Consider the following 13564-nt stretch of genomic DNA (forward strand, 5'->3'; position numbering starts at 1 on the left):
GAAGGCTCAGGACACGTGCTTGGCCGACTCCTCACAGGGACGGCACCCACCGGGCGTAGTGGCGGCGGGCGGAGCGGTGGGCGGAGCGGCGGGCGAAGCAGCGGGCGGAGCGGCGGGCGAAGCAGCGGGCGGAGCGGCGGTGCCGAAGGCCACCAGGTGGCCGTCCCGGGTCCCCACGTAGACCCGGCCGCCGTCAGTGGCGGGGACCACGAACTTGGCCGCCGTGCCGATCGGGAATTCGCGGCGCAGGTGCATGACACCGCCCACGGGCACCGCGTCGTAGACCCGCAGTTCACCGCCGACACCACCGGGGCCGGAGCCGGACCAGACTGCCCAGACCAGTGCGGAGCCGCGGGCCGTTCCGTTGGAGGTGACCAGGGGAGAGCCGGAGCCGTAGCCGAAGCCCTCGTTGCTGGTGCCCACGCTGGTCAGCTTCGGAATGCCGGCACTGTTCACCCCGAACTTCAGCGCGCGCAGCGGCGAGTGGCCGTTGCCGTTGTCTGTGGCCACCGTGTACACGTAGCCTCCGCCACCGCCCCAGACAGCGGGGTGGCCCCAGATACCCTCGAACGGTCCGGCCACGCTCACCGGTTTGTCCGTGCCGTTCGGACCCTGGCCCACGCCACCCAGGTTGTCCCGGTCCAGCAGGAAGATCCGGCCGTCCTTGCCGACCTGCACCAGCAGGTGCGGGTGCGCGGTGGTGCCGAGGCCGTCGGGCAGCGCGACCGGTCCGCCCGAGCCGAGGTCGGTGTCGTTGTGGTCCAGTGTCCGGTTGTTGGTCGGGCTGAAGAAGTCCCGGGCCGAGAGGCTGCCGTTGCTGTTCACGCCGAGCCGGACCACCGACTCGCCGAGGTGGCCGGGCGGTTTGTTGCCCGGGCCGACGCCCGGCGAGGAGCCCGTGCCGGCGCCGTTGCCGGTGGTGAGGAAGATCCGGCCGGAGCCGTCCGAGACCAGCCCGCCGCCGCTCTGCCAGATACCGGCCTCCTGCTTGTCGGAGCCGGCCTCGGTGGACCACAGGGTCAGGCCGCGGGTGCCGATCTTCACCCCGGCCACCTGGCCGACGTACGGACCGAAGTCGCAGTGGGAGGCGAAGCCCGCGTACACCCTGCCGTTCAGCAGCAGCAGACCCGGACGCTGCAAGGCGGTGAACGCGTTGAACGGATGGCCGGGGCTGTTGGTCGGCGTGCCCTCGATCCGAACCGGCCAACCCGCGCGCTCGGCGCCGGTGGAGGCGCTCATCGCGTGGAAGTACCAGTGCGGGTGCTTCACGTCCGCGCCGTCGTTGACCTTGCTGGTGAGATAGACGGTGTTGGACGACGGGTCGTACACCGGGGTGGAGGTGATCCCCGTGTGCGGCGCGGGGTCTCCGCAGTTGACCGCCGAGGTGGGCCAGGCCGGGCCGAGCTGGCGGGTCCAGTTCGTCTTCCCGGTGACGGCGTCGATGCCGTAGACGTAGTTGTTCTCGGTGGCGACGACCACGTTCTTGCCGGTGACGAGCGGCTGGGCGAGCACCGAGCCGTTCACCGCGGTGGACCAGCGCCGTCCGAAGCTCGACGAGGACACCTGAGCCGGCGACAGGTTCGGCTCCTTCGCGTCCCACCCCGTGCGCTTGTTGTCCAGCGAGACGGTGGCGTCGATGGCCTGTGCCTGGGAGGCGAGCCCGAGCAGTAGTAGGCCCGCCGCCGCGGCGCCCTTCAGCCGCAGCAGTCTCCGTCTTCCCCCTCCTTCCCCGGTTCGTCGGTTCGTCCCTGACGTGAGTCGTGTCATATGATCCGCCCTGGTCTCCAGTTCGCTTGGCCGCTCAACTCCGGCCGAAGCCGATTGTCATGACGTCCACTCAGGTACTCGGGCAACCAGCTCGCGGCACGACGACGGATTCATTCCCAGGGAGCAACAGACACAGGGGCCGAGGCCGCCGGCCGGGCCTCCTCAACTCCCCGACGTTCGCCGTCGAGTCGGCACATGAGGGTGTCGCTGACCGATTCGATCGGTTGACCGGACACGTCCAACGTCTCATCCGTGCGGCCTCTGCCCCGCCGGTTCGACAGGGCAACCAGGCGCCGCCGCCGCAACACCCGCACCGCTGGACCCAACAGCCCCTCACCCAGGCGACGTCGACGCGCCGCGCACGCGTCGTGCCCGCTCCCAGCAGTAGCGAGCGCCCGGTAGGTGCTGAGCAGATTTACGCGGCGCTGGCCGCCCTTGTGGCCGAGCCGGTGCCAGATCCGCAGAAGCGACCCGAGAGCCCGCAGGAAGCAGACCACCTTCACCTGTTGGGCAGACTGCCGACGAAAACGGAGCTTGAGATCACCGCCGCAACGCGTCTGACCGAGGAAGGGGGGATGGAGGACGTCCTTGAAGCATTGCTCGGTTGGGGGGAACAGGTAGGAACGGACCTTGGTCACGCGGCCAACGTCCTGACGAACCGGCTGCAGCGCACCGCGCTGCACGTCTCCGAACCCGAGGCAGAGCACGTGCCACCGGGCCGGAAGGCCGCATTCTGAGCGGGGCGGAAGAGGCCCTCATCGACATCCTGCGAGGCAGACATGACCTCCGCGTCGCCATCGGCGACGCACCCGGGCCCGAGAACGAAGCCGACAACTGACACGCTCAGCACATGACCCGCGCCGCCACCGACGGGAGCCGGTAGGGGCCGCAGTTCGTTCCCCAGCATCCTGCACGCCCGCATACTCTCCTGCTCGGCCGCTATGACCAGAACCGTGCCGAGCTCCATGAAAGGACCGACCGGGAATCCAGGGGAGCGCACCTCATCGCCGGGCTCGGGTCGGGTGGCCCGAGGGAACACCGTTCACAGCAACGCTCTACCGCGTCCAGGGCCGACCGGTTCGGCCGGTATCCCTAGGTATCCTCACGGAAAACAAGATCCACTCGGACGCCCAGGTGCCGGGCCGCCAAGGGCTGCGGAACGCGGTCAGCGACCGTGGGAATGCCGAGCATTCTCATGCCACCTCCCTGCTGCTTCGGAATCTCCACCGCGTGCACCGGAGGAGGGAGGTACGTCCCCGACGACGTTCGAATCCAGATCTTGTAGAGGTTGCCCTTCAGATCGGCCCTGGCCATGGCGACACTTCAGCAGCTCCACGAACCCCGCCGGTCACCGCGACGGATGGATCCGTCAGGAGGCGCTGCGCCGCTCGGCCCGATACCCCGTCCGTACGCCGATCCGGTGCCACCCGGTCAGCCGCCCGAGCGCGGGCTCTTGGAAGCGCGGCATGGACGATGGCGCCTTAGGGCGTCCGTCGGCGCGGCTGTTCGCCACCAGCCGGTTCGTCGTCGGGCGTCAGACGACACTCGGCTATGACCCCTGCTTCGGTGACCTTCTGCGAGGCGGGTTCGTTGAGAAGGTGGCGCCGCATGGAGCTGCCGCGACGGTGCCCGGCCGAGTGCTTCCGGTCCACATGACCAGGAGGATTGGTAGGCCCTGGACGCGCCGCGTCATCGCTGCAGAGGCTCTGTGGCTGGCCAAAGTCCGCGCGCGGTCATGGGACCGCGCACGCGGACGACAGCGCCACGGCGTCCAGGGCGTTTCGTACCCGGCGGCGCGGCCAGTACGACGAGCGGTGCGCAGACGGCGGTGAGAGCCCGGGAGGCGATAACGCCACGGTCGTGGCGCAGTACTGCAGCCGTAGATCATTACGTGCCCTGGTCTTGGGGCTGTCTGCCGCTGTCGGAAACTCAGGTGGCCTCAACGCATCATCCGGGTAGAGTCGGGCGGTGCCCGAGCTGAAGCGGCTGCATGCCGGCCATGCCCCGGCGGTCCTGGCCTTCGAGCTGGCCAACCGCGCCTACTTCGCTGCCTCGGTCTCCGACCGCGGTGACGAGTTCTTCGACCAGTTCACCGACCGGTACAGCGCCTTGTTGGCTGAGCAAGAGGCCGGCACTGGCGCCTTCTACGTGTTCGTTGCCGAGGATGGCTCGGTTCTGGGCCGGTTCAACCTGTACCGCTTCGGGGACGGCACTGCTGAGCTCGGTTACCGGGTCGCGCAGCACGTCGCCGGCCGCGGCGTGGCGACCGCGGCCGTCCGGGAGCTGTGCCGGCTGGCGGTGGCGCGGCACGGGCTGCGCACACTGCGGGCGGCCACCTCCCGTAACAATGCCGCGTCCCAGAGGGTGCTGACCAAGGCCGGGTTCATCCCGGTTGGCCCGGCAGACCCGCCCGACCTCGGCGGTAAGCCGGGCACCTGGTATCAGCTCGACCTGGTACTCCAGCCGTAGACCGTGATCTTGTGGGTGGACCGGCTGCGGGAAGGCTGCGGCCACCGCTGATCATCGGTGTGTGAAGACTGAAGACCATGCGGTGGCCTCGGGTCACAGTGTAGATCCTGCCCGCTGGCAGGAGGCGCGAGGTTCTCATGGGCCGGAGAGCGGTCCGGTTCGCACGGGTTGAACCTCGGCGCCGGATGAGGAACTTGGTGCTGGGGCTGCTGTCGGACCTGCCGCGCAATAACTGCTGGAGCATTGCCGAGCGGGCCGGGGAAGCCACCCCGACGGCATGCAGCGCCTGCTCGGCCGGGCCAAGTGGGACGCCTGCAACATGCGCGAATAGGTCGTCGCGCGCCTGCACCATGAGGACGCGGTGCTCGTGGTCGATGGGACCGGAGACGTGAAGAAGGGCACGTACACCGTGGGTGTACAGCGCCAGTACACCGGTACTGCCGGGAGGATCGAGAACTCGCAGGTCGCTGTCTACCTCGTCCACGCGGGAGCGCGCGGGCACGCGGCGGTGGACCGGGAGCTGTACATCCCGCGCACGTGGACGTGCGATGCGGGCCGCGGGCCTGGACGAGGACACCGTCTTGCGAGACCGAGCCGGAGCTCGCCGCCCGCATGATCGGCCGATTCCATGCCCTCGCGCATGCGCCCGGCGTCAGCCTTGAACAGCACCGTGACCCCCTGTCCGGCCAGCGACTCCATGATGCGCACCACGTCCACCGAAGCTCCCCCTTGCGCCCGCAATCGAACAGTCGGCACAACTACACAGGCATCGACTCCGTCCACTTGACGACTTAGTGGTCGGCTCCGTAAATCCTTCGGGGGTTGACTGTGGAGCCTGTGTTGTGTGTGGTGCGAGGGGCAGGTGCTGGGGTCGGTGAGGTAGAGGCCGCAGGCGCAGTCGAGGGCGTCGTTGGGGGTGTCGGCGAAGCCGTTGGTCGGCAGGGTGGCGTCTTGGTGCTCATCGGTGCTCGCGAGGTAGAGGGCGAAGCCCCAGGTAGTAGCGGATCCGCCGTAGCGCAGACGCATCTGTTCGCCGTCATTCGATCGAGGCCTTTGGCAGCGAACCCAGTCGTTCAGGCTTCCTTGTCAGCGAACCTGGTCGCTCTTCGGCCCGATGCCTTTGATCCTGGTCGGAGTTCCGTCCGGGGCGAACGAGTCGTGGAAGGTGAAGGCGTGTGGCGCGGAGCCGTGGTCGTGGAGGTACTCCAGCCTGGAAACCCCGTCCCGCCAGGTGGGTATCACGCCGTCGGAGACCCACCAGAACACGTAGTTTGGGTGCCCTGTCCTCTCGAACCAGTCGTAACGCCTGTTCAGCGCCTCACGGTGCAGACCGGTGTAGACGGCGTCGAAGGCGGGGCGCAGGTCGGTCCAGAGTGAGAGGGTCGCGGCCAGGGCGGTGGTTTCCAACGTACGGCCCTTGCCGTACCAAGTCGGTACGGCAAACTCTCCCCATGCACCCCAGTCTGCCTCGAAGAGCGCGCCCCGGTCACCGTCTGCCGCTTCAGCACGCGCGAGGTATCCGGCGTGCTGACTGATCTTCCGGTAAACGGCCTCACCAATGTCGTAGAACTCGCACGTGAGAGGTGCGGGATCGGCAAGTGGTGACTTCAGGACGCCGAATGTGTAAAGAGCAAGATGGGGCATGCGTCTCTCCCTGGTTGGGGTGCCTGGTGTGAACCCGGTTCGGTGGCTCATGCATGGGGCGAGGATTCGTGGGGCGTGACCAACTCATCCCGTCGCGGGTGGCTGAGCCTGAAGGAACTCCTGTGCGACCGTGGGCGATCGCCGAAGACCAGGTGAAGGTAGCTCCTTTTAGCGGGCCATGTCGAAGTTGCGTTTTCCCTGTCCAAGTGGCCTCTTGCACCGGTCATTGCGGGGGCGGGCGGTGACGGGCGGGGCAGGCTGCGGGGGTACCGCTGATCCACTTCGGCCGATCGGTTAGCCCGCCATGCCCGTCCGCACCCCCTGTCCGATAGCCCCGAGTGCCGCCGAACGCGTGGGTTGAAGAAGATGGCCTACGGCCACAAGACCGAGCACCGACTGCGGGTGCGTGCACAGGTGGTGCTGCACGCCGCGCATGAACGCTCCACCGTATGCATCGCCCGGGAGACGGGGCTGCATGTGGCCACCGTGCGCCGCTGGCGTGGCCGGTTCGCCCGGGCAGGCCTGCCCGGGCTCAAAGACCGTCAACGCTGCGGCCGTCCCTCCTCGTTCACACCCCTGCAGGCCGACGAGGTCAAGTCGCCGGCCTGCCGGCTGCCTGCCGAGAGTGAAGTACCGCTCTCACGCTGGCCGTGCCCGGAACTGGCCCGCGAGGCCGCCCGGCGGGGCATCGCCCCGTTCATGTCGGCGTCGACCGTGCGTCGCCGGCTGGCCCAGGACGCGCTCAAGCCCTGGCAGCGCCGCTCCTGGATCTTCACCACCAGCCCCGGCTTCCGGCTGAAGGCCGCCTGGGTGCTGGACCTGTACGCCCGCACCTGGCAGGGCGAACAGCACGGCGATGACGAGTACGTGATCAGCGCGGACGAGTAGGCCTCCATCCAGACCCGGTGCCGCTGCCACCCCACCCTCGCCCCCGGCAAGGCCAGGGCGATGCGCGTCAATCGCACCTACGGACGCGCTGGTGCCCTGGCCTACCTCGCCGCCTACGACGTCCACGCCGCGAAGGTGTTCGGCCGCACCGAAGAACGCACCGGCATCGTCCCGACACCAGCCAGATCGCTGCCGTGCCCGGAGGGAAACGCCGCCGGCCAGCGTTCGTGCAGCGCGCCCGTGCGGATGTGCGCCTCCCCGGGCTGGATCCCGGCCGCGCGGACCTCGACCAGCACCTGCCCAGGACCCCGCACCGGCCGCTCCACCTCCTCCACCCGCAGCACATCGATCCCGCCGTACTCGTGAAACCGCACCGCCTGCCGTTTTGCCACCGGTTCTGCCGCAGTCCGCTACGAGACGACGGTCTTCGTAGCGGCCATCAATGAGTGGCTGTGACCTGCATGTTCGATATACCACCCTAGTCCCACTCCCATGTGATGCCGAGGACGCCCGGCCGTATCTGCTGCTCCACGAGGTGGACCGAGCCATAGGCGTTCAGTGTCAGATCGGCGACCGCCTCGCGAGGGGCGGTCGCCGAGGAGCGGGCGAAGCGGCGGCAGTGGACGGGCAGGGCGGCGCGGTCGAAGCCGACCTGGAGGACATACTGACCGCCGCCGTAGGTGAAGCCGCGAACGTACTCATGGCTGGGCGCGCCGGTTCCGTCCTCGAAGCGGTACCCCAGGACGGCGGTCTCCCCGACTCTTAACCGCCCGTCGAAGAGGAGCTCAACGACGATCACCCCCGAAGCGCCATGGCGCCGGATCCGCCCGACCCGGCAGTTGCCGAGACCTCGTACCCGAACCCGTTCCGTATCGCATCCCGGGTCGCCGTGGTGGATGGCGAGATAGCGGTCGACGCCATCGCGGTGGGCCCGTACGACGTGCTGCGAGTCGCGGGCGGCGAGCTCTCGATGGGCACCGATGTGAACGTGTTCGCAGTGGATCACGGTGTGCAGCCCACCGTCCGCCGGTGCCGCCAGGCTCGCCAGCAGCGACTCGAGCGCGGCGGCGGGTTCGAGGAGGGTGCGATACGGGCGGGCCGGTGGATGGTCGCTGGTGGCACGCGGGCCTATCAGGCGAGTGAGGGCGTGCGGGGGAAGCTCCAGAACCTCCTCAAGCGCGGTGACGGCACGAAGCGACTCGGGCCGCTCGGGCCGCCGCACACCGCGCTGCCAGTAGCTGAGACTGGTCACACCGACACGTATGCCGCGCTGGGCGAGCCGGTGTTGCACACGCTGCAGAGCCAGCCCGCGTGCGGCAAGCGCGGCCCGGAGCGCGGCGGAGAACGGTCCGGTGCGCAGGGCTTCGGCGAGTTCGGCCTCAAGGGTGAGGCGACGGGACGAGCCGAGGGCTGGGTCACCGGGACGCGGGGTGGCCCGGCGATCGGAACCGTGTGCTGGCATTGAGCCCCTCCCCTCCCCCACCCCCTCTGATCATTCAACTGTGAACATTCACTGTCCCCGTCCCGGAACGGGGTGCTACGTGCGTTACCACCTGCTGGTACCTGCTGTGCGTTCACAACCGTACGGGTGTGGTTCACTTCGCGGCCAGCCCTGTGGATAACCTCATTGACCGGAACCCGACAAGAGATCGATGCTGCTGTCGCAGCGTCCGGACGCGCTCCTCCACCCCCACTCTGACTGGGAGGAACGCCATGTCCCCTACCACCCGTGACCGTAGACCGCTGGCGTCCGCGGTCCTCGCGGCCGTCGCCGCCCTGACGCCGGCCCTCGTGCCGACGGCCACCGCTCACGCCGCTGAGCATTCCGCTCCGCACATAGCACCTCGGGCCACCGTTCACACCGCCGCTCCCGCAGCCAAGCGCCTCAACATCACCATGCAGGCGCAGGAGAAGAGCAACTGGTGCTGGGCGGCGAGCGGCGACACCATCGCGTCATGGTTCGGGCGCGACTACACCCAGAACCAGTTCTGCGACGCCGCTTTCAATCGACCTCAGGGCACCACCTGCGGCAACTGGCAGGCGGCGTTGGACGACGTGCAGAACGCCCTCGACTGGATGGGCATCAACCCCGGTACGTACATGAGGGGTTATCTGCGCTTCAGCACCGTGCAGCAGGAGATCAACGCCGGCCGCCCCGTCGAGTCACGCATCGAGTGGAGCTCCGGGGGCGGGCACATGCATGTGCTCTACGGCTACGACACCTCAGACGATCAAGTCTACTGGGGCGACCCGTGGCCCTCCAACTACCGCTACAACTGGGGGGATTACGACTTCTACGTGAACAACAACTCGTTCACGTGGACCCACTCGCTCTACCGGATCGGAGCGTGACCCCATGCCCCCCATCCGCACGTCACCGATCCAGACGTCATCGAGCGGCACGTCACCAACCCCGGCACCACCGAAGCGCCGCACACGGAACTGGCAAGTGCCCGCCGACGGCAGCCCGGTCCGCAAGAGCGCGGCAGTCGCGATGCTCGCCGCCACCGCGGCCCTCGGCGGACTCGCCCCCACCACCGCGCACGCGGCGGCCACCGACGACTTCCCCCCGCCCTTCACCACCGCCGACACCGCTCAGGCGCGTGAGGCGGCGTCAACCCCAGCCACCCTCCTCACCCTCTCGCGCTTCTTCGCCCGCGATGGCGCGATCGCGCAGAGCGCGGCCCGGCCACACCTGCTCGGCCCGTCGGTAACCGTCTACTTCCTCGACCCGAGGTTCGTCGCCGGACGCCCGAGCGCCCCCGTCGCCGACCCGCAGTTCGTCGCGAGCAGGGCGGTCTCCGCGGACGGCCAGGTCGCCTCGGTGTGGACCGTACGGACGGCGAAGGGGTGGAAGGTCGTCAACATCGCGACCGGCGGTGACGAGACCGAGTACGTCAGCCGGGCGCACGGCATGGGAACCGTCTTCCGGGAACCGCAGATCGACGCCTGGTACGTGGTGCGCGACGGCCGTGTGCTGCCGCTCGACCCCGACGCGCGGCGCGCGGTGGGGAAGGCCGGTGTGACCCTGGCCGCCTATCAGCGCCTGGTACACGCGAAATACGGCGACAAGCTCCCGGAATCCGCCTACGACCGGGCCGGCGAGGGAGGCGGTTACGGCGGTACGGCCGCGCCTCCGCGCGCGGCCGCCATACCCGCGGCGACCGCAAGGGCAGACGTCACCGCGGGCGCCACCGTCACCGTCGTCGCCGCCTTGCTTGGCGCCTGCTTCGGCGTCCGCCGCGTGCGGCGGACGCGCCACGTCAGCTGAGCCGCCTCCCCGGCCCCGCGCCCCCCTGCCCAGACCCACCCGGTCTGGCGCACGGGGGCTGTCCGCCAGCCCGCGCGGGGAATGTCGGCCCAGGTCGACATCAACGGCATGGGCTTGACTCACACCACTCATGCGGCCGCTCCCCACCTGGTCGAGGCGGCCGTCGTGGAAGCGTCGGGTCGCCGACATCGTCGTGCTCTCGGTGCGAGACCGCTCGTACGTCGCCGTACCGACCTTCTGCGCCGCCTCGGCCGCACGTTCCATGGCCTGCCGGATCACGGCCGTGTCCTCGCCCTCCGGCTTCACCTTCAGCTCAGTGAGCGCGCCCTCCGTCTCGCTCTTGGCGTCCGCCAGGATCTTGTCCGGGTTGTCCCTGATGGGGTTCGCAATGGAGCAGACGAACTGTTCGGCCTGGTTGCCGGTCTCAGCGGCCTCCCGGTGCCTGCAGTCCTCCTCGGCACGCTCCTGCGCCTCGCGGGCCAAGCCAGGTCTCGTCCACGACGCCTACGGGCCCGATCGGGTGAGCGATCGCCCGCCGGCGCCATCAGTGGCAGCCCATCCTGCCGCTCCACCAACGGTTCACCGGTCGCGTCCGATCGGGGGGTTCCTCCCCACGAGCCACCCGTCCGATTGCGGTCGCGACCTCGTCAACTTAGCTTCGACACGTCGGTTTTATTCCGATAAGGCCAACATCATTCCTTATGTTGGCTTTCCCATGGCATCGAATGGAGCATTCATGTCGGTAATGACCGGGACGCAGCCCCAGCAGCAGTTCGGCCAGCAGATCGGCGCCCCGCAGGGCCAGCTCGCACAGGTCGTCCAGCAGGCCATCCAGCAGGCCTGCCAGCAGGCGAGCCAGCAGATCGCCCAGCGCATGCAGCAGACGCTGCAGCAGATCCAGCAGGTCCAGCAGCAGCTCCAGCAGCAGGGCATGGCCCACCAGGCGCACCCCTACCTCGCCCTCGCGCTGCATCACACGCTGCAGCAGGGCGTCCGGAGCGCGGTGGAGCAGTCCGTGCAGCAGGCACTGCCTACGGCGATCGTGACGCTGCTCCAGCAGAGCCAGCAGAGCCAGCAGGGCATGCCGGGCCAGCAGCAGTGGGGCGGCGGTTACGGCCCCCAGTCGTTCGGCCAGCAGTTCCCGCAGTACCAGCAGCCCGGCTTCGGCTTCGGTCCGATGGGTCAGTCCTTCGGCATCGGCTGACATCCGGCGGCGCGCGATGCGGTGTGCTCAAGGCTGGTTCTTGGGCACACCGCATCACCGTGGAAGCGCTAGCCGCCCGGCACCGGATCAGGAACCAAGAACGACAGAGGCGTGGTGAAGGTGGACGTAATGGTCAAGGAAAGGCCCGGGAGCAAACCCCGAAACAACCGCGAGAGCGGATCAGAGGGCTCGGGGGCCGGTGGGCCCGGACCCGAAGGCATGGAAGCACAACCACGCCGTACGGGCGCGCCGTCACCGATCACGGTGCAGCCGCGCAGGGTGCGGTACATGGTCACGCCCCTGCCGCAGCAGCTCCTGCCACCGGGTGTTCACGAACTGGGCATGGACGCGGTGTGCGACCAATTGGAGCAGATGCCCGAGGTCACGGTCGTCCGAAGGCTCCGGCCGTCGGAGAAGCTGAAGGTCGCCGGCCTATACCCGGCCTGCCCAGAGCTGGTGGTGGTCGAGGCGGCCGAGGCCCAGGTGCCGGCGATGCGGTCGCTGCACGTGCACATCGAACCGGACCTGCCGCTGGCCGGGACCGGGCCCGTATCCGCGCCCCCGGCAGGGCTGCTGCCGCTGCCCGACCCGGGGCTGGTCACTCCTTTGGAGCAACCCGTCGAGATCGCGCTGCGTGTCTGTGGCCCTGACGGCGAACCGCTGGCCGGCGCAGGGGTGTTCCTCATCGGTGCGACCTGGCCGGCCCAGGGCATCACCGGAACCGACGGGACGGCCACGATCACGCTCGCGACGGACACGGCGGAGTCCATCCAGTCCCTGTACGTGCGGCCCACGGGCGACTACACGGACCGCTGGATCCCCCGCCCCGACCTCTCGGCAACCCAGGAGAACCTCGTCACCCTCACCCCACTCACCAAGGTCTACCCTGATCTGGAGCAGCGGCAGCAGTACGGCTGGGGCCAGCAAGCCATGCGAGTGGACCGGCTGCCCCCCACCTTCCGTGCCTTCGGCATCAGAATCGCGGCCATCGGATCGGGCGTCAGCACCGAACACCCCGATCTGAGGCAACGGGTGCGCTCCGGGGTCGACCTCGTACGCGGCTCGGACGAGGGCTGGGCGCACGACACTCTTGGCAGCGGTACCCATGCGGCGGGCATCATCGCCGGGGCGGACACCGGCAAGGGCGTCATCGGCATCGCGGTCGACGCCGAGATCGAGGTCTGCCAGGTGATGCCCGACGGGCACTTCAGTGACCTGATCGCTGCCCTGGACCACTGCATCGAGCACGAGGTCGACATCGCCCACGTGGCGGTGGCGGTCCCGTACCCCTCAGCACTGCTCTCCCGCAAGCTCGCCGACGCCAACTCGGCGGGCATCGCCTGCGTGGCCCCGGCGGGGGACACCGGCGGGCCCGTCTCCTTCCCGGCCTCGCTGCCCACCGTATTCGCCGTGGGCGCGCTGGGAGCCCTCGGTACCTACCCGCAGGACACCTCCCAAGCCACCCATATGGGACCGCAGTTGAGCCCAGAAGGGCTCTTCGCGGCACCGTTCAGCTGCCACGGCCCAGGAGTCGATGCAGCCGCGCCCGGCGTGGCGGTCCTGTCCTGCGCCCCGCAAGGCGGCTACACGGCCCTGGACGGCACCGGCACGGCCTCGGCACACATCGCCGGCCTGGCCGCACTCATTCTCGCCCACCACGAGGACTTCCACGGCCAGCTGCTGCCCCGCGGACCGGGCAGGGTGCAGCACCTGTTCGAGATCATCGCCGCCAGCTGCCGCCAACTGGCCGCCCAAGGCACGCTGGAGGCGGCTCGCGTCGGCCGCGGCCTGCCCGATGCCCTCGTCGCACTCGGCTTGGCCCCCGGCATCCAGCTCGCCCCACCCCTGGCGCCCTACGCCCCGTCCATGGCGGGTTAGCTCCCTCCGCGACAAGCACACAACGCCCGACGCGACGCACGCGACTTCGAACGTCTTCCCCAGCACTCAGAAGCCCGCCCGAACAGGGCGCTCCTCACCCCCTTGGCCAGGCTACGGGCCCAGAAGAAGGCCGTCCCCGGCTGGACGAAGGAGCCGTGGCTCACCGGCTGGTGACCGTTCGCCCGTCGCGTCGTCGCGCTGGCCGACTCGCCAATGCCGACGTGACGCAGTCGCTCTTTCCAGCTCCTGAACGGGGGGCTGCTACCCACGGGCCGTTCATCTCGGGATCACGGCCGAGCCAAGCCTGCCGAAGCGGCGCCGACTTGACTCCCGCAGTTACCAGTGGCGAACCTAATGGATCATTCCTGAGGCGGTGGGAGCAGGGGTAACCACCGACGTAGACGCGCCGGTGGCCTTGGCCGATCAGCCCGTACACATCAAGA

11 protein-coding genes and 2 pseudogenes are annotated in these 13564 nt (G+C 69.1%); 8 read left to right on the forward strand and 5 right to left on the reverse strand.

What is annotated here, in order from left to right:
- Nucleotides 1–6 precede the first annotated feature (6 nt).
- Nucleotides 7–1767, reverse strand: coding sequence for an outer membrane protein assembly factor BamB family protein (locus ACWGJ5_RS36780; protein ID WP_453313974.1), 1761 nt, complete (start codon nucleotides 1765–1767; stop codon nucleotides 7–9).
- Between the two features lie 368 nt (nucleotides 1768–2135).
- Here ACWGJ5_RS36780 and ACWGJ5_RS36785 point away from each other — a divergent pair, with 368 nt between their 5' ends.
- From ACWGJ5_RS36785 to ACWGJ5_RS36795, 3 genes and pseudogenes are all read left to right on the forward strand, one after another.
- Complete coding sequence (locus ACWGJ5_RS36785; RefSeq protein ID WP_453313975.1) at nucleotides 2136–2504, forward strand: hypothetical protein; 369 nt, start codon at nucleotides 2136–2138, stop codon at nucleotides 2502–2504.
- Between the two features lie 1231 nt (nucleotides 2505–3735).
- Entirely contained in the window at nucleotides 3736–4236 is a 501-nt protein-coding gene (locus tag ACWGJ5_RS36790; RefSeq protein ID WP_453313976.1) for a GNAT family N-acetyltransferase, read from the forward strand.
- 137 nt (nucleotides 4237–4373) lie between these two features.
- A pseudogene (locus ACWGJ5_RS36795) lies at nucleotides 4374–4860 on the forward strand (IS701 family transposase); the annotation flags it as partial.
- A 462-nt stretch (nucleotides 4861–5322) separates the two neighbouring features.
- Here ACWGJ5_RS36795 and ACWGJ5_RS36800 read toward each other — a convergent pair.
- Nucleotides 5323–5880 carry a DUF3291 domain-containing protein gene (locus ACWGJ5_RS36800; protein ID WP_453313977.1) on the reverse strand — a complete coding sequence of 186 codons (558 nt, stop codon included), beginning with the start codon at nucleotides 5878–5880 and terminating at the stop codon, nucleotides 5323–5325.
- Between the two features lie 366 nt (nucleotides 5881–6246).
- On the opposite strand from ACWGJ5_RS36800, the gene ACWGJ5_RS36805 reads away from it, so the two are divergent.
- The gene (locus ACWGJ5_RS36805) at nucleotides 6247–6768 is read left to right on the forward strand and encodes a helix-turn-helix domain-containing protein (protein WP_453313978.1); all 522 of its coding nucleotides are present in this window, start codon (nucleotides 6247–6249) and stop codon (nucleotides 6766–6768) included.
- Nucleotides 6769–6881: 113 nt separating this feature from the next.
- Here ACWGJ5_RS36805 and ACWGJ5_RS36810 read toward each other — a convergent pair whose 3' ends face one another.
- Together ACWGJ5_RS36810 and ACWGJ5_RS36815 are read right to left on the reverse strand one after the other, a co-directional pair.
- On the reverse strand, nucleotides 6882–7142 hold the full coding sequence (locus ACWGJ5_RS36810; protein WP_453313979.1) for a hypothetical protein: 261 nt from the start codon (nucleotides 7140–7142) through the stop codon (nucleotides 6882–6884).
- Between the two features lie 104 nt (nucleotides 7143–7246).
- Complete coding sequence (locus ACWGJ5_RS36815) at nucleotides 7247–8230, reverse strand: hypothetical protein (protein WP_453313980.1); 984 nt, start codon at nucleotides 8228–8230, stop codon at nucleotides 7247–7249.
- A 251-nt stretch (nucleotides 8231–8481) separates the two neighbouring features.
- On the opposite strand from ACWGJ5_RS36815, the gene ACWGJ5_RS36820 reads away from it, so the two are divergent.
- Together ACWGJ5_RS36820 and ACWGJ5_RS36825 are read left to right on the forward strand one after the other, a co-directional pair.
- The gene (locus tag ACWGJ5_RS36820) at nucleotides 8482–9120 is read left to right on the forward strand and encodes a papain-like cysteine protease family protein (protein ID WP_453313981.1); all 639 of its coding nucleotides are present in this window, start codon (nucleotides 8482–8484) and stop codon (nucleotides 9118–9120) included.
- A 97-nt stretch (nucleotides 9121–9217) separates the two neighbouring features.
- A complete protein-coding gene (locus tag ACWGJ5_RS36825) occupies nucleotides 9218–10039 on the forward strand; it encodes a hypothetical protein (RefSeq protein WP_453313982.1) in 822 nt (273 codons plus the stop codon).
- A 276-nt stretch (nucleotides 10040–10315) separates the two neighbouring features.
- Here the strand turns inward: ACWGJ5_RS36825 and ACWGJ5_RS36830 are convergent.
- Nucleotides 10316–10522, reverse strand: a pseudogene (locus ACWGJ5_RS36830) (Hsp70 family protein); the annotation flags it as partial.
- Between the two features lie 253 nt (nucleotides 10523–10775).
- On the opposite strand from ACWGJ5_RS36830, the gene ACWGJ5_RS36835 reads away from it, so the two are divergent.
- Both ACWGJ5_RS36835 and ACWGJ5_RS36840 read left to right on the forward strand, forming a co-directional pair.
- Complete coding sequence (locus ACWGJ5_RS36835) at nucleotides 10776–11243, forward strand: hypothetical protein (protein WP_453313983.1); 468 nt, start codon at nucleotides 10776–10778, stop codon at nucleotides 11241–11243.
- Nucleotides 11244–11531: 288 nt separating this feature from the next.
- On the forward strand, nucleotides 11532–13121 hold the full coding sequence (locus ACWGJ5_RS36840) for a S8 family serine peptidase (RefSeq protein ID WP_453313984.1): 1590 nt from the start codon (nucleotides 11532–11534) through the stop codon (nucleotides 13119–13121).
- Nucleotides 13122–13564: the final 443 nt, after the last annotated feature.

The sequence above is a fragment of the Streptomyces sp. NPDC054783 genome (assembly GCF_053611725.1).